We start from the raw sequence: 18,635 nt of genomic DNA on the forward strand, positions 1-18,635 counted from the left end.
CGGCCAGGGTCAGGATTTCGGCCTCGTCGGCGACGACGCGGATCAGGATGAAGCCGTCCGCCTCCTCCACCGCAAACACGCCGGGCGAGGCCAGCAGGGCCGACAGGCTGGCCGCGTCCCACGGCGTCTCGAACGCCTCGGCGTGGATGGCGACGAGGGCGTCGGTCACGATGCTTGGGGGCGCGGCTGCCCCGGCAGTCGGCTGGGCGGCGTGGCGTCGGGCGCACGCAGATAGAGGGGGCGCGGCGGCGCCGTCGCCGGATCGACCACGGCGGTCATATAGGCCAGGGCCTCGGGCGAGGGGGCGGGCAGGCGGGCGAGGACGGCCGCGCCCAGACGCTCGGGGAAGGCCTCGGCCAGGACCGGACCGCCCGACCCGACCAGGATCGGCGGCGCCCCGGCGGCGGCATGGAAGATGCGATCGGCCGCCGCCTCCAACGACAGGGCTTCCGGTTGGCCCAGCGGACGGCCGTCGCGGAACAGCCGCGCATAGACCTGACCCCGGCGGGCGTCGATGACGGCGGCCACCAGTCCCGCCGGCTTGATCGAGACAGCCAGGCTGTCCAGCGTCGACAGGCCGATCACCGGCCGGTCCAAGGCCGCGCCCAGGCCCTGGGCGAAGGCCAGACCGACGCGCAAGCCGGTGAAGGAGCCCGGCCCGACGGTGACGCCGATCCGGTCCAGCGCCTCGAAGCCGCCGCCGGCTTCCTTGGCCGCATCGGCCACAGCGTCGCGGACCATGCCCGCCAGCCGTTCCTGATGGCCCTTGGCCATCAGTTCGGAGCGCACGCCCAGCAGGCGCCCGTCTTCGACCACGCAGGCCGAGCAGGCGCCCAGCGCCGTATCCACGATCAGAACTCTCATCGCGGCCTTCCTATCGGGGCGGTCAGGCCGACGCCAGCGCCTCGACCACCCGCGTCACGGCGTGACGCAGCGCCGGGTCGCTGATGCGCGGAAAGGCCTCCGCCAAAGCGCGTCCGTCCGCCGTCGCCGTCAGGTCGCGCAAACCGGCCGCCGGATCCACCGCGTCCGCCCGCACGGGGAAGAAGTCGGCCACCGAACAGCCCAAGGCCGTCGCCACCTGGTGCAGGCGCGAGGCAGAGACGCGGTTGGCGCCCTTTTCGTATTTCTGAACCTGCTGGAAGCTGACGCCCAGTTGGACGGCCAGGGCCGTCTGCGACAGGCCCAGGGCCGAACGCCGCGCGGCCATGCGCAAGCCCACGGCGGCGTCGATATCCTGAGTGCGGCGAGGCATGGGCGGCGTCTCCCTGACGATGACGCCTGAAGAGTTTCACAACACCGCATGAAACACAACTGTTTCGTTTCATTACTCATCCAGCCGAGCGACGACCGCGCCGACCGCTCTGGCGCGGGCGCGCGGAATCCGCTCGATGGTCAACAAGGCGCCCGCCCCGCGCACGACCAGTTCCGTCTCGTCGGACCGCACATAGAGGCGCGCCCGCAGACTGCCGTCGTCCATTTCGATGACGCAGCCCTGATCTCGGCGCGGCCAGCGCCCCGGAGCGTACTCGAGCACCGTCCCGGCTGCGGCCCAGGGCGCCAGGTCATCGGTCGACAACTGCAGCCGCCGCCGCTCGCTGACGGGCGGGGATTCGAAGGCGCGACCGCGCGCCTGAAGCCCGTCAGACACGGGCTTGGGCTGCGGGGCAGGGGCGGCGCCGACCAGAAGCGCCAAATCCTCGGGCGTGGCGTCCAGGGCCCCGGTCAGGCGGCGCTGCACGTCGGGGCGGAACAGGCCGGGCCGTTTGCCGGCCTCGTACAGGCCCCAGCCCTGGCTGGTCATGCCGATCCTCTGACCGGCCTCGGCCTGGCTCAGGCCGCGTTCGCGGCGCAGGGCGGACAGGGCTTCGCCGAGAGCGCGGCCCTCGGCCCCGGCGTCATCGTCGGAAGTGAAACGGGCCATGCGGCGATCATGCCCCACGGCCCGTTCGGACGATAGTGTTTCATGTGAAACATCTTAGTGGGCCGCGGTGCTTCATAGTGGGCCGCGATCGTCGGTCCTTCGGGACCTCCCGACCCGACGCGGCCTGGCGCTCCGCGCGCGCTCAAACAGCGAGCCGCCGCGCGGCGAGCGATAGCGCTACTTAAATCACCTGCTCGACGCTGGTCACTTCGGGAATGTAGTGGCGCATCATCTGCTCCACGCCCGCCTTCAGGGTGGCCGAGGAGGAGGGGCAGCCCGAGCAGGCGCCGCGCATGCGCAGGCGCAGGACGCCGGTTTCTTCGTCAAAGTGGTCGAACAGGATATCGCCGCCGTCCTGGGCGACCGCCGGACGGATGCGGCTGTCCAGCAGGCCCTTGATCTCGGCGATAATCTCCGTGTCCTCGCCGGCGTCCTCGCCCGACGCCGCGACGCCGCGCGTCAGCGGCGCGCCCGAGACGAAGTGATCCATGATGACCGACAGGATCGGGGCCTTCATCGCGCTCCAGTCCGGGGCCTGAACGCCGCGCGTGACCGAGACGTAGTCGGCGCCGAAGAAGACGCCCTCGACGCCTTCCAACTGGAACAGGGCCTCGGCCAGGGGCGAGGCCGCGGCCTCGTCGATGGTGCGATATTCCAGCACGCCTTCCGGCGCCACGCCGCGGCCCGGCAGGAATTTCAGGACATTGGGGTTCGGCGTGGGTTCGGTCTGGATGAACATGGCCGGGAGATGCGCCCCCTGAGCGTCTTCTTCAAGACCTCAGGCGCAGCGCCTGACGCGCAAATCGTCGCTCAAGCAGCGAGGCTCCGCGAGCCGAGCGGTGGCGACGCTCAAGCAGCAAGCCGCCGCGCGGCTTGCGTTAGCGACCTCTTAAATCAGGCCAGATCTTCGATGTCGGCTTCGGTCAGTTCGCCGGGGACGATGGTCACGGGCAGCTTGCGGCCGGTGAAGGCGCCGCCCGATTTCAGCACCGCCGAGACCAGGGGCCCCGGACCGCGCGAGCCCGAGCCCGCCGCCAGCACCAGGATCTTGATGTCGGGGTCGGCGCCGACGGTCTTGCGGATGGCGCCCTGGGGTTCGCCTTCCTCGATGATGAAGACCGGGGCGGAGCCGGACTTCGCGGCGGCCTCCTCGCCGATGCGGGTCAGAAGGGCCTCGGCCTCTTCGCGTTGCTGGCGACGGATTTCGTCGCGGACGCCGGACCAGTGTTCGTCGGACCCGCCGGGCAGGGCGCGCAGCAGGACCACACGACCGCCAGTCGATTTGGCTCGACGCGCGGCGTAGCCGAGGGCCGCGCCGAACTCGGGACTGTCGTCGACAACGACGAGAAACTTCCTGGGCATGGGTCTTCCGGCCTTGCGGATCTCTGAACAACGGCGACCACCTAACGCCAAGCCGCCCCAAACGCCAAGGCCCGCCCGCCTCGCCGCGAACGACGAAACGAGCGGGCCCTGAACTGACGCCGAAGCGCGTGATCATGCGCTCAAGCAGCGAGGCTCCGCGAGCCGAGCGTAGCGCCAAGACTCGCTCAAGCAGCGAGCGACCGCGTCGCTCGCGATAGCGCCTTGGGAAGCGTTAGCTTCCCAACACTTCGCGAATAGCGCCGTTGGCGATGGTCAGTTTGGCGAAGGTCCAACCCGAGCCCGAAGCCTCGATCTCGTCGACCGAAGCGCGCAGGGTTTCAACCTGGGGCAGGCGGGCGCCGATCCAGGCGTCGACCGCCTGTTCCGCGCTTTTCTCGCCGGCGCCGACCGCCTCGGCCGAAGCCTTGGCCACGGCGCGGGTCAGCTGCTGCTGCTCGGTCATCAGGTCCTGGATCAGACGACGCACCGCCAGCCGGTCGAAGTGATCGGCCGAAGGCACCGAACCCGCCGCCGCCCGCAGACGGTCGAAGTCGAAGGCGGCGCCCACCTGGTGATAGAGACGCGCCATGGCCGGGGCGCTCCAGCCCAGCTCATTGGCCAGATCGCCGATGTCCGCCGTGGCCACCATGGGCCGCAACAGGGCGATGTCGCGCGCCAGGTCTTCCGGCGCGCCCAGGCCGACGAAGGTCGCCACGCGGGCTTCGTACTGACGCTGCTCGAAGCGCGACAGCACCTCGGAACCGGCGGCGCGCAGGGCGTCGGCGGCCGGCTGATAGGCGGCGATCATGCCGCCGACCGTCGTTTCCGTGCGCGCGGCGCGACGCGCCAGCCAGTAGGTCTGGCGACGCAGGACCTTGGCGATCTCCTGATAGAGGGCCGTCTGGGCCGCGGCCGGGATCTTCAGATCCAGAGCCGAGACCGCCTTCCAGGCCTGATCCAGGCGGAAGACCTGACGCGCGGTCTCGAAGGCCGTGACCATGGCGGCGGTGTCGCATTCCGCCGCCGCGCGCAGGCGGTCGGGGAAGGTCGCGCCGGCCATGTTGACGATCTCGTTCGACAGCACGGTGGCGATAATGTCGCGACGCAGGCGGTGGCCCTTCATGTCCTCCTCAAACTTCGCCAGCGGGGCCGGGAAGTAGTGGACCAGCAGGCGCTCGAAGAAGGCGTCGTCCGGGGCCGAGGAGCCGACGATCTCGTCGAACAGCTCCAGCTTGGAATAGGCCGTCAGCACCGCCAGTTCGGGACGGGTCAGGGCCGCGCCCTGCAGCTTCATCTCGGCCATGCGGGCGTCGTCGGGCAGGTATTCCACCGCGCGGTTCAGCTTACCGATGGCGGTCAGGTGCTGCATGAAGGCCTGCTGGGCGTCCAGGGCCTCGGCGCCCTCGGCCTGTTGCAGGGTCAGGGCCAGGGTCTGGTCGTAGTTGTGGGCCAGGACCTTGAGGCCGACCTCGTCGGTCATCGACTTCAGCAGGGCGTTGCGGTCCTCGGCCTTGAGGTGGCCCGAGGCGATGGCCCCGCCGGTGAGGATCTTGATGTTCACCTCGTGGTCGGAGGAGTCCACGCCCGCCGAGTTGTCGATGGCGTCCGTGTTCAGACGCATGCCCGCGCGCGCCGCCTCGATGCGGCCCAGCTGGGTGGCGCCCAGGTTGGCGCCTTCGCCGAGCACCATGGCCCGGACCTCGCCGCCGTTGATGCGGATGGCGTCGTTGGCCTTGTCGCCGGCCTGGGCGTTGGTCTCGCCCGCGCCCTTGATGTAGGTGCCGATGCCGCCGAAGTAGAGCAGCTCGGCGCGCGCCTTCAGGATGGCCTGCATCAGCGCAGTCGGGTCGACCGTGTCCGCCTCGATGTCCAGCAGTTCCTTGATCTGCGGCGTCAGGGCGATGGTCTTGGCCGAGCGCGAGAAGACGCCGCCGCCTTGCGAGATCAGGCTCTTGTCATAGTCCTGCCAGCTGGTGCGCGGGGTCTCGAACAGACGCTGACGCTCGGCGAAGGACTTGGCCGTGTCCGGGTTGGGGTCGATGAAGATGTCGCGGTGATCGAAGGCCGCGACCAGCTTGATCGCCTTGGACAGCAGCATGCCGTTGCCGAAGACGTCGCCGGACATGTCGCCCACGCCGACCACGGTGAAGGGCTCGGACTGGATGTCCTTGCCCATCTCGCGGAAGTGACGCTTGACGGCTTCCCAGGCGCCGCGCGCCGTGATGCCCATTTCCTTGTGGTCGTAGCCGGCCGAGCCGCCCGAGGCGAAGGCGTCGTCCAGCCAGAAGCCGTAGGACTGGCTCACGCCGTTGGCGATGTCCGAAAAGGTCGCCGTGCCCTTGTCGGCGGCCACGACCAGATAGGGGTCGTCGCCTTCCCAGACCATGACATTGGCCGGGCGCACCGGGGCGCCTTCGCCGACGATGTTGTCGGTGATGTCCAGCAGGCCGGACAGGAAGGTCTTGTAGGCGCGGATGGCTTCGGCCTGGACCGCGTCGCGGTCGCCGCCGACCGGCAGCTGCTTGGGATAGAAGCCGCCCTTGGAGCCGACCGGCACGATGACCGAGTTCTTGACCTGCTGGGCCTTCACCAGACCCAGGACCTCGGTGCGGAAGTCGTCGCGACGGTCCGACCAACGCAGGCCGCCGCGTGCAACGGGGCCGAAGCGCAGGTGGACGCCCTCGATGTGCGGGGCCCAGACGAAGATCTCGCGGAAGGGCTTGGGCAGGGGCAGGTCTTCAAGCTCGCGCGAGGCGATCTTGATGGAGATGTGCGGCTTGGCCCGGCCCTCGGCGTCGACCTGATAGAAGTTGGTGCGCTTGATCGCGCCGATCAGCAGGGCGATGCGGCGCAGCACCCGGTCGTGATCCAGGCTCTTCACGTCCTGCAGCAGGCCGACGATCTTGTCGTTCAGCTCGGCGACCAGGGCTTCGCGTTCGGCGACCGAGCCTCCGTGGGCCGGATCGAACCTGGCCTTGAACAGCGACAGGATGGCGCGCGCCACGGTCGGGTATTCGCGCAGGGCCGCTTCCTGCACCGCCTGCGACGGGTCCAGGCCGGTCTGCTGGCGATAACGGGCCAGGGTGCGGATCAGGGCCGCCTCGCGCCAGTCGACGCCCAGCTCCAGCACCAGACGGTTGAAGCCGTCGCTCTCGGTGCGACCGGTCCAGACCGCCGAGAAGGCGGCCTCGAACGGGGCCTTGATGTCGGCGAAGGTCAGGGCCTCGCCGCGCGGGTCTTCCAGCAGGAAGTCGTGGACATAGATGGGGGCGTCGCCGATCGGACGGATGACGTGGTCCGATTCCTCGAGCGTCTTCAGACCCATGTCGGCCAGAAGCGGCAGGACGTCGGACAGCGGCACGGCCGAGCCGCGACGATAGAGCTTGAAGCGGAACTGCAGCGAGGTCTCGTCGGCCGTGCGGAAGGCGCGGACCGCCACCGGCTCGGAATGGACGCCGTCGCCGGCCGAGCCGTCGTTCAGGCGGTCGAACTGCTCCAGGTCGGCCACGGCTTCGGCGGCGTCATAGCGGTCGCGATAGGCGACGCCGTAGGCCTCGGCCCACTTGGCGCTGGTCGGGCCGACGGCGACTTCATCGACGTCAGCGGCGCGCAGGGCGGATTCGAAACGGTCCATCCAGCTGCGGCCGGCCTCGGCCACCGCGGCCTCCAGCGCCTTGGGATCGGGGTTCAGGTGGGCGCCCGGCTCGACGCCGATGATGTAGTGGACGCGGACCAGGGGCTGGTCCGACAGCTGCGGATACCAGGCCGAGACCCGGCCGCCCCAGGCCTTGGCCAGGATGCCGCCGATCCGCTCGCGCACCGAGGCCTCGAACCGCTCGCGCGGGATGAAGCAGAGCACCGAGACGAACCGGTCGAACGGGTCGCGACGCGAGAACAGGCGGATACGCGGGCGGTCATAGAGGTGCAGAATGCCCAGCGCCGTCTCCAGCAGCTCGTCCTCGCTGATCTGGAACAGCTCGTCGCGCGGGTAGTTCTCGAGGATGTTCTTCAGGCGCTTGTAGTTGTGGCTGCCCGGGGCCTTGCCGGCGCGCTCCAGGGCGTTGGCCGCCTTGCGCCGGATCAGCGGCACTTCCTTGGCCATCTTGTCATAGGCTTCGGCGGTGAACAGGCCGACGAAACGGGTCTCGCCCGAGGCCTTGCCGTCCGCGCCGTAACGCTTGACCCCGACGTAGTCCATGTAGGCCCGGCGATGGACGCGCGAGCGGATGTTGGCCTTGGCCACCGTGACCGGCTCGCTGAGGTCCAGCTGGCGCTGCATGGCCTGGGTCAGGACCGCCGGCTCCGAGGCGCGGCGCAGCACCCGGCGCGCGGGATCGCCCAGGACGCCGAGGCCCTGATCGGAGACCTCCAGCGGCGCCTCGGGGGCGTAGCCGCCGTCGGCGCTGCGCGGATAGGCATAGTCGCGGGCGCCCAGGAAGACGAAGTGATCGCTCTTGGCCCAACGCAGGAAGGCGATGTTCTCTTCCAGCACGGCGGGATCGACGGCGGCGGGGGGCGAGGCCTCCAGCTGCTCGACCGCGTCGCGCATCGACTGGACCATGGCGGCGTGATCACTGACGGCGGCGCGCACGTCGGCCAGGGCCTGGGCCAGGCCTTCGCCCAGGGCGTCGCGGCGCTCCTGCGGCAGGGGGTCGATGACGACGATGATCAGCGAGTCGCGACGGCCCGTCTCGATCTCGGCGATCGGGTGGAACAGAGCGCGCACGGTGACTCCGGCGTCGGCCAGTTCGCCCAGGACGCTGTCGACCAGGAAGGGGGCGTCGTCCTGCAGGATCAGGACGCTGTCATAGCCGGTCGGGGCGCCGTCGGCGCCGGCCAGCGGGCCGACCGTAACGCGAGCGGGTTCGCCGGCCTTGCGGGCCTGGGCCGAGCGCCAGACCAGACCCAGCAGGGCGGCCAGGTCGTCGCCGCCCAGTTCCGGCGTCTCGTCAGCAGCGTAGTCGTCGAAGGCCTGGGCCAGGAAAGACTTTTCAGCGGCGCCCGGCGGGCCGTCGACAATCCGCGCATAAGCCGCTTCCAGCGCCTCCAGAGTTGCTGGCGTGGCGGAAACTGTGCGCGGAGCGGCGGACATGGGAAAGTCTCGAACAGCACGGCCTGAGGCCGCAGGGATTGCGCCCGCACCTTAGCGCCGCTGGCGGAACTGGCTAGGTCGCCTGAGGCGCCCAAGACCCTGAATTTCAGTGTGCAGCGCACCATGTTGCGCCGGAGGCCCAGTGTTGGGCGAAATCTGCTCGCCAGGGTCGCAATCAGGACAACAAGCGCCCCATTTTCCGCCCTGATCAGACAAGCTCCCATCCACAATCCGAGGTCTGAAACGAACAAGGCCGTCGAACGCGAACGCTCGACGGCCTGCTCGGGTCCGGCGCCAGGAGGGGGAGGGAGGCGCCGTCCTCTGGACTTCGCGGCCGGGAGGGGGAGGGGAGGCCGCGTCGTCTGATTGGGTAGATAGTCGCCAGATATGGCGGATCAAGGGCAGGATCAGGCTTCATCCGGGCCTTTTTCATGCGACCGCTTGCCGCGCCCCAGCCGCCTGAACCAGCCGTTCCCGGCCGCGGCCTCGGCCTTGGGTTTGCGCGGCGCATAGGGCTCGCCGTCGCCCGACAGCAGCACCGCCATCCAGCGCGAGCCCTTGAACTCGGCCAGGACGGCCATGGCCATGACCGCCAGCGGCGTCGACAGGAACATCCCCGGCACGCCCCACATCTTGCCCCACAGGGCCAGGGCCAGCAGGACCACCACGGGGTCGATGTTCTGATTGTCGCCCTGCATGCGCGGCTGGACCAGGTTGCCCATGACGAAGAGCAGGGCCTGAAGCCCGATCAGCAGGATCAGGGCGGGCCAGTAGCTCTCGAACTGAACCAGGGCGAACAGGGGCGGGGCCAGGCCGGCGATGGCCCCGCCCAGCACGGGGATGAAGCCGACGATGAAGATGACGAAGGTCCAGAACTCGGCGTTCTGAAGCCCGACCGCCCGCATCATGGCCCAGGCGACGACGCAGATCATGGCCCCGGTGACCGCCTGGACCCACAGATAGCCCTCGACCCCGCCGCGGACCCGATTGAACACCTCCAGCGCCTCGTCGCGGGCGACGCGGTCCGGGAACATGGCGACGATCTTCTTCCTGAAGCCCGCCTGGGAGGCCAGCAGGAAAGCCAGATAGACCATGACGAAGAAGGCGCCCGAGGCCACGCCCTGCGCCTGCAACGCCGCCTGCGTCAGCCAGCCGCGCAGGTCGATGCCCGCGATCAGGTCGTTCAGGGTCGGCGGCTTGATCACGCCGAACAAGGTCGCGACGTCGCGGATGATCTGGTCCAGACGCGGCCCGATGCCGGTCGAGGCGCCCGAGGCGTCGGTGAAGAATCCGGCCGCCCCGTCGACGATGATCCAGATCGAGGCCAGGAAGCCCAGCACCACCAGGATCAGGGCCGCAACCCCGGCGTAACGGGCGGGTATCGGCGTGCGATGCTCGATGGCCCGCTTCAACCCGTCGATCATGATCATCAGGAAGATGGCCATGGCCAGGGGCGTCAGGATGTCCCTCAACCAATAGAGGGCGGCCCCGCCCGCCACGACGGCGATCAGGACCAGGGCGTTGCGCGCGACCGAGGAGGTCGGAACCGTAATGGGGAGCTTCATGAGCGGGACTGTCGGGGTCGGCGGGGGCAGCGTCAATCGCTGTAAGCCTCGCGGTTCCGCCTTGCGGCCCCGTCGCGGTCGGATAAGCATGGGAACAGACGCTGGAGATCGCTGAATGACCGACGCCCCCGCCGCCCTCTTCCTCGGCCAGTCCTTCGAGGGCGCCGCCGAGAACCTGCTGTTCAAGCGCGCCAACCGCCACGGGGTGGTGGCCGGCGCCACGGGCACCGGCAAGACGGTGACGCTACAGATCATGGCCCAGGGCTTTTCCGACGCGGGGGTGCCGGTCTTCTGCGCCGACGTGAAGGGCGACCTGTCGGGCATCAGCCAGGCGGGCGATGTCGCCAAGTTCGGCGAGCGCGCCGGCAAGATGGGCCTGAGCCTGACCGGCAAGGCGGCGCCGGTCGTCTTCTGGGACCTGTACGGCCAGAAGGGCCACCCGGTGCGCGCCACCGTCACCGACATCGGCCCCGTCCTGATGGCGCGGATGCTAGAGCTGAACGACGTGCAGGAAGGGGTGCTGACCGTCGCCTTCCACGTCGCCGACAAGGAGGGCCTGCTGCTGCTGGACCTCGAGGACCTGCGCAGCCTGCTGGCCTATGTCGGCGAGAACGCCCAGACCATCGGCCGCGAGGTCGGCAATGTCTCGCCCACCTCGATCGCCGCCATCCAGCGCGCCCTGCTGCAGCTGGAGCAACAGGGCGGGACCGCCTTCTTCGGCGAACCGGCCCTGCGGCTGGAGGACATGATGCGCACCTCGCTGGACGGGCGGGGTCAGGTGAACGTGCTGGATTCCACGCGGCTTATGAACAGCCCGCGTCTGTATGCGGCCTTCCTGCTGTGGCTGCTGTCGGAACTGTTCGAACAGCTGCCCGAGATCGGCGACCCGGAGAAGCCGCGCCTGGTCTTCTTCTTCGACGAGGCCCACCTTTTGTTCAACGACGCGCCCAAGGGCCTGCTGGAGAAGGTGGAGCAGGTGGTGCGCCTGATCCGCTCCAAGGGGGTCGGGGTCTATTTCGTCACCCAGAACCCGGCGGACATCCCCGACACCGTCCTGGCCCAGCTGGGCAACCGGGTGCAGCACGCCCTGCGCGCCTACACCCCCGCCGAGCAGAAGGGGCTGCGCGCCGCGGCCCAGAGCTTCCGCACCAACCCCGCCTTCGACACCGCCGAGGCCATTCAGGCTCTGGGGGTGGGCGAGGCCCTGGTCTCGACCCTGGACGACAAGGGCGCCCCGACCGTGGTGGCCCAGACCAAGATCCGTCCGCCGGACTCGCGCCTGGGCCCCGCGACCGAGCCCGAGCGCGCCGCCGTCATGGCCGCCAGCCCCGTGCGCGGAACCTATGACGCGACCATCGACCGCGAGTCTGCCGAGGAAGTGCTGAAGGCCCGCCGCGCCCAGGCCGAACGCATCGAGGCCGAAACCGCCGCCGTCGAGGCCCAGGCCAAGGCCGCCGAAAAGGCCGCCCGCTCGGCGCCCGCCCCGGCGCGCGAACGCGCCGCACCGCGCCCCCGCGCCTCGTCCCGCCAGACCCCGATGGAGGCCCTGACCAAGTCCGTCCTGCGCACCGCCGGCACCACCATCACCCGAGAACTGATGCGCGGCCTGCTGGGCAGCCTGAAGCGGCGGTAGGGGTGAAGTCCGATGGGGGTTGGAAAGCGGCGGCTACCCCTTTGAGACTAAGCCAGCATCAGCGGCAGCAAGATGGTCTGCGCTGGCCTGCTGTTTCGTTCGCCTGAAGGCTCCGTATCGGTTGTCCCCCGCGTCACCGGGAAGGAAAACGAGGACGTAGAATAGGGCTTGCGCGCCGACGAAGGGCAGCAACCCTATCCAAGCATAGCGGCCAGGCCGACCTAGATCGTGAAGTCGTTTAGCACTCAGACAGAGAAAAGAAGCGAGTGCAGACAACCATAAGAAGCCATAAGCAGAATACCTGATCACGCGGTTGCCAGCCGCGTGAACATAAGCATCTACCTGAACGCCCCATTCGCGCGCATTCCCATCCCAGAGTTCATTGAGCAGTCGGCCACTCGAAGTGAAATCGGGCAGAGCAAGAATGAAGGGCTGTAAGAGCGCCACCGCCAAGAGCCAAAGAAACACGAGCGCCAAATACGTTCGTCGGTCGATCCTGCCTCTAGGGCTAAAAATATTGATCACAATAGCCTCCCCAAAAGTGAAGGCAGTTTGGGCACCCTAAGCTCGTGAGATCAACGTTCTTTTGATCTCACGACCACTGCTCAACCTCGCGGCGTCAGCCGCCACATCCTGAGCGGGTGCCGCACCGCGCCGGCTTCGGCGCCCGCCGCATCGCCCCGGCCGATATAGAGGTCGGCGCGAACGGGGCCGCGGATGGCCGAGCCGGTGTCGAGCGCCATGACCAGGCCGCGATAGCTGGCTCGGGCGCCGACCAGATTGCCGCCGTCGGCCTCGATCCAGACGGCCTCGCCATAGGTCCAGCGCGACGGGTCCACGGCCACCGAGCGGCGGGCGGGCAGGGGGACGCCGGCGGCGCCAGTCGCCTCATTGCCGTCGTCGGGACTGACCCCGAAGAAGATGTAGCGCGGGTTCAGAGCCATCACCGCGCGCGCCTCGGCCCCGCGACGGGCGGACAGCCAGCCGCGAATGGCGTCGCCCGAGGTTCCGTTGGCGGGCAGCAGGCCGCGCTCGGCCATCGGCCGGGCGATGCCGACGAAGGGCTTGCCGTTGTCGGCGGCGTAGGCGGCGCGCAGGCGGGCGCCGTCCGGGAAGGTCAGGGTCCCCGAACCCTGGATCTGCAGGAAGAAGAGGTCCTCGGCCCGCATCCAGGCCAGGGCCGTCGACTGGGCCGATCCGGCCTCGATGGCGGCGCGGTCGCCGACCTCGGACAGGTTGGCGGGGCGGCTGAGGACCGGGGCGTCGAACTCGTCGTCGGGGACGCGGCGCGCCGCATACTCGGGCGCGAAATAGGCCGTCAGCAGCCCGGCGCGGCCGTCGTCGGTGCGGGCCTCGGTCGCGACGAAATTCGTTTCGAGGAAGCCACGAGCGTCGCTAGGCGACGGCCGTCTTGAGGCCAGATCGCGGGCGCGGGCGCAGACGACCTCGGCCGCCCCGCCCCGGGCGCGGACGCAGCCGGCGACGTAGGCCCCGAAGGCGGCCAGATGGTCTTCCTCGGCCCAGCCAGGCAGGGCGCTGAGGCTGAGACCTTCGACCGAGGTCGGCGGCGACGCCGGACCCGGTCCAGGGCTGGTCGACGTCGGCGGCGGAACGATCGGCGGAGTCGAGGCGCAGGCCGCGACGAACAGCAGAAGCGACAGGACGCCGGCCCTGTTCGTCCCCGACCGGGCCGCGCCCGACCGAGCGAGCGGCGGGACGGGCGCCACGGCGCGCATCAGGCGCTGGCCGGCTCGACCCGGGCCAGGGCCCAGTTGGGATCGGCGGCGCCCAGGGCGCGCTCGAAGGTCCAGAGTTCGGCGGTGCGACGTTCCTCGGTCGCGGGCTCGCCCGTGGCGGGGGTCACGACGCTGCGCATCTCGGCCAGGAAGCGGACCTTGGCGACGGCGCGGTCATCGCGAACCGTGGCCAGCTCCAGGTCGGCGCGGGGCGGATGCAGGAACTCGGCCTGTTCGCGCTCGCCGCGCGCTTCACGCGCCGCGATGCCGGCCTCGAACGAGGTCATGACCGAGGGGGTCAGCAGAGGCCGCAGGGCCTCGCGGTCGCCCGAGGCGTAACCGCGCACGATGGTCTCATAGGCTTGACGCGCGCCTTCCAGGAATCGGGCGGGGTCGAAGCCGGGGTCGCGGGCCTTCAGCCCGGCGACGGCGGCGGCCGTGGCGGCGTCGACGCCGGGCGTCAGCGCAGCGGGCGCCTGACCGGCCATGGGCGCGGCCTGAGGCAGGCGGGCGTCCTCCTGCGGCTGACGACCGACCTTCTTACCCAGCACATTGTAGAGCGCGAACAGCAGCACCGCGGCGGCGATGGCGAACATGACGATCTGGAATTGCACGGGCACGGGCTTCACCTGATTGGCGCGCGCCCAGGGAGTTTCGGCGGGCGCGCATCTGTTATGGTGAGGATTAGGGGGCGATCCCGCCCGGCGCAAGGCGAGGGGACTTCAGAACGCGGGTCTCGCCGTTGCGGCCAATAGCCTCGCCGTGGTAGTCGCGGGCCCTTCACCCCGGGCCCGGAGCGGTCCGGCGTCCCTCGTTTTCAGACTGACGGCTTTCCTTCATGACCGACGCCACCGCCCCCGCCGACACCGCCCCCAACGGCCAGACCGAGCCGACGCAGGGCCAGCCCGGCGGCCCCGGCTTCCGCATCATGGCGCAGTACGTCCGCGACCTGTCCTTCGAGAACCCGCGCGCGCCGGAAAGCCTGCGCATCGAGGGCAAGCCGGCCATCGACATGGGCGTGGAGATGAACGCCGCCGGTCGTCCCGACGGCCTGTTCGAAGTCGACCTGAAGCTGTCGGTCAAGGCGACCGGCGACGACAAGAACGCAGTGTTTCACGTGGAACTCGTCTACGGCGGCCTGTTCGCCCTGAGCGGCGTTTCGCCCCAGGACATCGAGCCCCTGCTGCTGATCGAATGCCCGCGCTACCTCTTCCCCTTCGCGCGCCAGATCATCGCCCAGGCCACGTCGGACGGCGGCTTCTATCCGCCCTTCATGGTCGACCCGATCGACTTCGCCGCCATCTATGTCGCCCGCCAGCAGCAGATCGCCAGCAGCCCGGCCGACGCTGGCCAGGCTTGATACAAAGAAGACCGCTAACGCCCGTCGCGCGGCGACGGGCTGCCTGAGCGGAAAAATCAGATGATTGGGAAACGGCTCGTCGCGATCGCGGCGGGCCGTTTTTCTTGGCGCCTCAGTTGGCGGCTTCGACCTCGACGGTCACGCCATATCGGGCCCACAGGCTGTGGTCCTTCAGCGTCGATTTCAGGAAGGCCAGATGCGCCGCCTGTTCGGCCTCGGTCGAGCGGAAGGGCAGGGGGTTGGGCCGGGCGCCGTGGCTGACGGTCGCGGCGGCCGCCATGGCCTGCGGGCTGCGGGTCGAGGTCAGGTCCAGCGCCCGCTCCTTGCCGCCGCGCAGCTCCAGATAGACCTCGGCCAGCAGGCGGGAGTCGATCAGAGCCCCGTGCAGGGTGCGGTCGACCAGCGAGATCTTGAAGCGCTTGCACAGGGCGTCCAGCGAGTTCGGCATCCCCGGAAAACGCTTCTGCGCCAGCTGCAACGTATCGATCCACCGCTCCTGCGGCGGCGGCTTCTGGTCGATGCGGCTATATTCGAAGTCGATGAAGTTGCGGTCGAAGTTGGCGTTGTGCGCGATCAGGGGCGCGTCGCCGATGAACTCCAGCAGGTCAGCCGCGATCTCATGGAACCTGGGCGCGTCCTTGACGTGGTCGTCGGTGATGCCGTGGACGCGGATCGCGTCCGGCGGAATCAGTCGTTCGGGATTGACCAGACGGTGGAAGGTCCGCCCCGTCGGCAGTAGGTCGTGGATCTCGATGCAGCCGACTTCGATGAGACGGTCGCCCGTCTTGGGATCGAATCCGGTGGTTTCGGTGTCGAGGACGATTTCGCGGGCCATGCCCCCTTAATGGGACAAGCCGCGCGCCGGCGAAAGAGCAGGCTCAGCCGCGACGCGGCGGCATCCACGTCGGATCGAGGACTGTCCCCACGATTTCCCGCACCTGATCCCGCGCCGCGTCCAGCCCCCGGCCGGTATCGACCAGGAAGTCGGCGCGGCGGCGCTTCTCGGCGTCCGGCGTCTGGCGGGCCAGGATGGCGTCCAGCCGTTCGCGGGTCATGCCGGGGCGGGCCAGAACCCGCGCGGCCTGCACCTCGGGATCGGCGGTGACCACGACCACGGCGTCGACCAGCCCGTCGCCGCCGGTTTCGAACAGCAGGGGGATGTCCAGGACTGCCAGCCGAACGCCCTCGGCGCGCGCCGCCGCCAGATCCAGCGCGCGGTCCTGCGCCACCAAGGGATGAACGATGGCCTCCAGTCGGCGGAAGGCGTCCTCGTCGCGGCCCAGGGCCTCAGCCAGGCGGACGCGATCCACGGTGCCGTCGACGACCACGCCGGGGAAGGCCTCGTGCAGCGGTCCGACCGCCGCACCGCCGCGCGCATAGAGGCGATGCACGGCGGCGTCGGCGTCCCACAGCAGGGCGCCTGCGTCGGCGAACATCTGCGCCGTGGTCGACTTGCCCATGCCGATCGAGCCGGTCAGGCCGAGGATAATCATCCCGCTTCTCCCAGATGGGCCAGCAGCAGGGCGCGCAGGTCGAGCGGGGGAGGAGGCCGACGGAACAGGGCCTCGAACGAGGGCGCCGCCTGGCCGATCAGCATGGCCAGTCCATCCACCGTGGTCAGACCGCGCGCCCGCGCCGCCGCCAGGAAGGGGGTGACCACAGGCTTGTAGGTCATGTCCATGACCACGGCGCCCGGCTTCAGCGCCGACAGGTCGATGGTCGGCGGAACGCTCAGGGCGTTGACGACCAGATCGGCCGAGGACAGGGCGGTCTCGTCGGCGACGCTGACCGACGGGCCCAAGTCGGCGGCCAGGGCCTCGGCCCGGTCGCGTGAACGGTTGAGGATGCGGATGCTCGCCCCCGCCTCGATCAGGGCGCCCGCGCCCGCCCGCGCGGCCCCGCCGGCGCCCAGCATGACCACGACCGCGTCCTTCAGGTTCAGGCCCGGTGCCTGTTCGGCCAGGGCGTAGAGAACCCCAACGCCGTCCGAACTGTCGGCGCGCACGCGGCCGTCCTCGAACACCAGGATATTGGCCGAACCCGTGGCTCTTGCTGCAGCGCTCGCCTCGTCGGCCAGGGCGAAGGCCTGCTCCTTGAAGGGGGCGGTGACGTTCAGCCCCTGAATCAGGCCCGCGCGACCGGCGGCGATCAGGGCGTCGAAGCCTGCGGCGTCCCTGGGGGCGAACGGCATATAGGCGCCGTCGATTTGGCCCGCCTCCAGCCAGGCGTTGTGGATGACGGGGCTGAGCGAATGGGCCACCGGCTGACCGGCGATGCCCGCCAGCATGGCCGCGCCCGTGATGCGGTTAGGGGAGGGGCTCACGACAGGATCACTCCGGCGCGGCGCAGTTCGGCCAGCACCGGCCACAAAGGCAGGCCCAGGACGGTGAAGTAGTCGCCCTCGACCGCCTCGAACAGTTGCGAGCCCAACCCCTCCAGACGGTAGGAGCCGACACAAGCCAGAAGCGCCTCGCCCTCGGCGGCCAGATAGGCGTCGAGGAAGGCGTCGGAGAAGTCGCGCATCTTCATCTCGACCGTGTCCACGCCCGACCAGACCACCTGGCCGTTGCGGGCCAGGGCCGCGCCGGAATGCAGCTGATGAGTGCGGCCGCGCATGGAGACCAGGCGTTCGCGCGCCGCCGCCAGCGTCGGCGCCTTGGAGACCAGGCCGCCGTCGAAGGCCAGGGTCTGATCGGCGCCCAGGACCCAGGCCTCAGCGTCGTGGCGCGACACGGCCAGGGCCTTGGCCCGCGCCAGTTCGACCGCCAGTTCGACCGGGTCGACGCCCGGCGTCTTCAGCGCGTCCTCGTCCACGTCGGCGACCTGGACCGTGAAGGGCACGCCCGCCTCGGTCAGGATCGCGCGGCGCGCCGCGCTCTTGGAGGCCAGGATCAGCCGTTCGGCGTCGTTTTTCACCAGACAGTCCCCACGCGATGCGTCCGCCGCTCGCTCAGAAGGTTGATGATGGCCGCCGCGGTCTCCTCGACCGAGCGACGGGTCACGTCGATGGTCGGCCAGCCGCGCCGCTCGAAGGCGCGCCGCGCCTTGACCGTTTCCTCGCGCACTGCGTCATGGTCGACATAGTTGGAGGCCCGGCTGGCGTTCAGCCCCTCCAGACGATTGCGGCGAATCTGCACCAGCCGATCGGGCGCGACGGTCAGGCCGACGACCAGAGGATTTTTCAACTGGGTCAGCCGCTCGCCGTCTTCCTGACCCGGCACCAGGGGCACGTTGGCGGCGCGGATGCCGCGATTGGCCAGATAGATGCAGGTCGGGGTCTTGGACGTCCGGCTGACGCCGCACAGAACCACGTCGGCGTGCTCCAGCTGATCCAGCGTGCCCTGGCCGTCGTCGTGGGCGATGGCGAAGTCCAGGGCGCCGATGCGATTGAAATAGCCGTGGTCCAGGGCGTGCTGGGCGCCGACGCGGGTCGAGATGTTCGTCCCCAGATAGCCCGACAGGGCGCCGACCAGAGGATCTAGCGCCCCGATCTGCGGCGTCTGCAGCCGACGGCAGCCTTCCTCCAGCTGTTCGCGCAGTTCGCGGTCGACCAGGGTGTGCAGAACCACGCCCGGCGCCCCCGCCACCTCCTCCAGAACCCGCTCCATCTGTTTGGGCGAACGGACGAGGGCGTAGATGTGCTCGATGGGAATGACGCCGTCGAAACGGGCGATCACGGCCTTGGCCATGGCGTTCAGGGTCTCGCCGGTCGAATCCGAGACCAGGTGGACGTGAAAATAGGTGGCGAGGCGCGACGATCCGGGGGCGCGGGCGGGGCTCATGGCTCTGATCGTCTCCTCATCCTCGGCGCCTGGGGCGGATACCGTCGGACTCTGTCCCCGGAGCCTGTGCAAAAGCCGGGGCGCCGTTCGACATCGACTGGGCGCCGAATCCTCTAGCAAGGCCGCGCGCCTGTCGCGAGCGGGGATCGCGGGCGCCGATGGCCGAACGGCGCCTCGAGTC

General features: G+C 69.6%; 17 protein-coding genes. 2 read left to right on the forward strand and 15 right to left on the reverse strand.

Annotated features, from left to right (window positions below):
* Positions 1-165: 165 nt before the first annotated feature.
* The 7 genes from tsaB to ACREEF_RS07695 all read right to left on the reverse strand — a co-directional run bounded on the left by tsaB (position 166) and on the right by ACREEF_RS07695 (position 9,943).
* Positions 166-864, reverse strand: coding sequence for a tRNA (adenosine(37)-N6)-threonylcarbamoyltransferase complex dimerization subunit type 1 TsaB (gene tsaB / locus ACREEF_RS07665; protein WP_431565003.1), 699 nt, complete (start codon positions 862-864; stop codon positions 166-168).
* 22 nt (positions 865-886) lie between these two features.
* On the reverse strand, positions 887-1,255 hold the full coding sequence (locus tag ACREEF_RS07670) for a helix-turn-helix domain-containing protein (protein WP_431565004.1): 369 nt from the start codon (positions 1,253-1,255) through the stop codon (positions 887-889).
* A 72-nt stretch (positions 1,256-1,327) separates the two neighbouring features.
* Positions 1,328-1,924: a helix-turn-helix transcriptional regulator gene (locus tag ACREEF_RS07675; RefSeq protein WP_431565005.1), complete on the reverse strand. Its 597-nt coding sequence runs from the start codon at positions 1,922-1,924 to the stop codon at positions 1,328-1,330.
* A 181-nt stretch (positions 1,925-2,105) separates the two neighbouring features.
* Positions 2,106-2,663, reverse strand: coding sequence for a NifU family protein (locus tag ACREEF_RS07680; protein ID WP_431565006.1), 558 nt, complete (start codon positions 2,661-2,663; stop codon positions 2,106-2,108).
* A gap of 155 nt (positions 2,664-2,818) precedes the next feature.
* Complete coding sequence (locus ACREEF_RS07685) at positions 2,819-3,286, reverse strand: universal stress protein (RefSeq protein WP_431565007.1); 468 nt, start codon at positions 3,284-3,286, stop codon at positions 2,819-2,821.
* 232 nt (positions 3,287-3,518) lie between these two features.
* Positions 3,519-8,378 (reverse strand): NAD-glutamate dehydrogenase, encoded by a 4,860-nt coding sequence (locus tag ACREEF_RS07690; protein WP_431565008.1) that lies wholly within the window; start codon positions 8,376-8,378, stop codon positions 3,519-3,521.
* A 407-nt stretch (positions 8,379-8,785) separates the two neighbouring features.
* Positions 8,786-9,943: an AI-2E family transporter gene (locus ACREEF_RS07695; protein WP_431565009.1), complete on the reverse strand. Its 1,158-nt coding sequence runs from the start codon at positions 9,941-9,943 to the stop codon at positions 8,786-8,788.
* A 115-nt stretch (positions 9,944-10,058) separates the two neighbouring features.
* Here ACREEF_RS07695 and ACREEF_RS07700 point away from each other — a divergent pair, with 115 nt between their 5' ends.
* On the forward strand, positions 10,059-11,576 hold the full coding sequence (locus ACREEF_RS07700) for a helicase HerA-like domain-containing protein (protein WP_431565010.1): 1,518 nt from the start codon (positions 10,059-10,061) through the stop codon (positions 11,574-11,576).
* Between the two features lie 33 nt (positions 11,577-11,609).
* Here ACREEF_RS07700 and ACREEF_RS07705 read toward each other — a convergent pair whose 3' ends face one another.
* The 3 genes from ACREEF_RS07705 to timA form a co-directional block, all read right to left on the reverse strand.
* On the reverse strand, positions 11,610-12,101 hold the full coding sequence (locus ACREEF_RS07705) for a DUF805 domain-containing protein (protein ID WP_431565011.1): 492 nt from the start codon (positions 12,099-12,101) through the stop codon (positions 11,610-11,612).
* Between the two features lie 80 nt (positions 12,102-12,181).
* On the reverse strand, positions 12,182-13,303 hold the full coding sequence (locus tag ACREEF_RS07710) for an MltA domain-containing protein (protein ID WP_431565012.1): 1,122 nt from the start codon (positions 13,301-13,303) through the stop codon (positions 12,182-12,184).
* 8 nt (positions 13,304-13,311) lie between these two features.
* A complete protein-coding gene (timA, locus tag ACREEF_RS07715) occupies positions 13,312-13,926 on the reverse strand; it encodes a TIM44-related membrane protein TimA (protein ID WP_431565041.1) in 615 nt (204 codons plus the stop codon).
* Positions 13,927-14,150: 224 nt separating this feature from the next.
* Here timA and secB point away from each other — a divergent pair, with 224 nt between their 5' ends.
* Entirely contained in the window at positions 14,151-14,672 is a 522-nt protein-coding gene (gene secB / locus ACREEF_RS07720; RefSeq protein WP_431565013.1) for a protein-export chaperone SecB, read from the forward strand.
* Positions 14,673-14,784: 112 nt separating this feature from the next.
* Here the strand turns inward: secB and dnaQ are convergent, their stop codons facing one another.
* The 5 genes from dnaQ to ACREEF_RS07745 are packed head-to-tail and all read right to left on the reverse strand — an operon-like array spanning position 14,785 to position 18,454.
* A complete protein-coding gene (gene dnaQ, locus ACREEF_RS07725; protein WP_431565014.1) occupies positions 14,785-15,507 on the reverse strand; it encodes a DNA polymerase III subunit epsilon in 723 nt (240 codons plus the stop codon).
* Between the two features lie 43 nt (positions 15,508-15,550).
* Complete coding sequence (gene coaE, locus ACREEF_RS07730; RefSeq protein WP_431565015.1) at positions 15,551-16,165, reverse strand: dephospho-CoA kinase; 615 nt, start codon at positions 16,163-16,165, stop codon at positions 15,551-15,553.
* Positions 16,162-16,959, reverse strand: coding sequence for a shikimate dehydrogenase family protein (locus ACREEF_RS07735; RefSeq protein ID WP_431565042.1), 798 nt, complete (start codon positions 16,957-16,959; stop codon positions 16,162-16,164). Before ACREEF_RS07735 ends, coaE begins: the two co-directional genes overlap by 4 nt.
* 32 nt (positions 16,960-16,991) lie before the next feature.
* Positions 16,992-17,588, reverse strand: coding sequence for a Maf family protein (locus ACREEF_RS07740; protein WP_431565016.1), 597 nt, complete (start codon positions 17,586-17,588; stop codon positions 16,992-16,994).
* Positions 17,585-18,454, reverse strand: coding sequence for a pyruvate, water dikinase regulatory protein (locus ACREEF_RS07745; RefSeq protein WP_431565017.1), 870 nt, complete (start codon positions 18,452-18,454; stop codon positions 17,585-17,587). Before ACREEF_RS07745 ends, ACREEF_RS07740 begins: the two co-directional genes overlap by 4 nt.
* Positions 18,455-18,635: the final 181 nt, after the last annotated feature.

The organism is Brevundimonas sp., from assembly GCF_050729455.1.
Lineage (GTDB): Bacteria > Pseudomonadota > Alphaproteobacteria > Caulobacterales > Caulobacteraceae > Brevundimonas.

What these genes read in the sequence shown, in the direction of transcription:
- ACREEF_RS07700 (WP_431565010.1), top strand. Translation starts at nt 10,059, where the DNA reads ATGACCGACGCCCCCGCCGCCCTCTTCCTCGGCCAGTCCTTCGAGGGC.
- ACREEF_RS07670 (WP_431565004.1), bottom strand. Translation starts at nt 1,255, where the DNA reads ATGCCTCGCCGCACTCAGGATATCGACGCCGCCGTGGGCTTGCGCATG.
- ACREEF_RS07685 (WP_431565007.1), bottom strand. Translation starts at nt 3,286, where the DNA reads ATGCCCAGGAAGTTTCTCGTCGTTGTCGACGACAGTCCCGAGTTCGGC.
- ACREEF_RS07675 (WP_431565005.1), bottom strand. Translation starts at nt 1,924, where the DNA reads ATGGCCCGTTTCACTTCCGACGATGACGCCGGGGCCGAGGGCCGCGCT.
- dnaQ (WP_431565014.1), bottom strand. Translation starts at nt 15,507, where the DNA reads ATGGCCCGCGAAATCGTCCTCGACACCGAAACCACCGGATTCGATCCC.
- ACREEF_RS07745 (WP_431565017.1), bottom strand. Translation starts at nt 18,454, where the DNA reads ATGAGCCCCGCCCGCGCCCCCGGATCGTCGCGCCTCGCCACCTATTTT.
- ACREEF_RS07690 (WP_431565008.1), bottom strand. Translation starts at nt 8,378, where the DNA reads ATGTCCGCCGCTCCGCGCACAGTTTCCGCCACGCCAGCAACTCTGGAG.
- secB (WP_431565013.1), top strand. Translation starts at nt 14,151, where the DNA reads ATGACCGACGCCACCGCCCCCGCCGACACCGCCCCCAACGGCCAGACC.
- ACREEF_RS07695 (WP_431565009.1), bottom strand. Translation starts at nt 9,943, where the DNA reads ATGAAGCTCCCCATTACGGTTCCGACCTCCTCGGTCGCGCGCAACGCC.
- tsaB (WP_431565003.1), bottom strand. Translation starts at nt 864, where the DNA reads ATGAGAGTTCTGATCGTGGATACGGCGCTGGGCGCCTGCTCGGCCTGC.
- ACREEF_RS07680 (WP_431565006.1), bottom strand. Translation starts at nt 2,663, where the DNA reads ATGTTCATCCAGACCGAACCCACGCCGAACCCCAATGTCCTGAAATTC.
- ACREEF_RS07735 (WP_431565042.1), bottom strand. Translation starts at nt 16,959, where the DNA reads ATGCTGGCGGGCATCGCCGGTCAGCCGGTGGCCCATTCGCTCAGCCCC.
- coaE (WP_431565015.1), bottom strand. Translation starts at nt 16,165, where the DNA reads ATGATTATCCTCGGCCTGACCGGCTCGATCGGCATGGGCAAGTCGACC.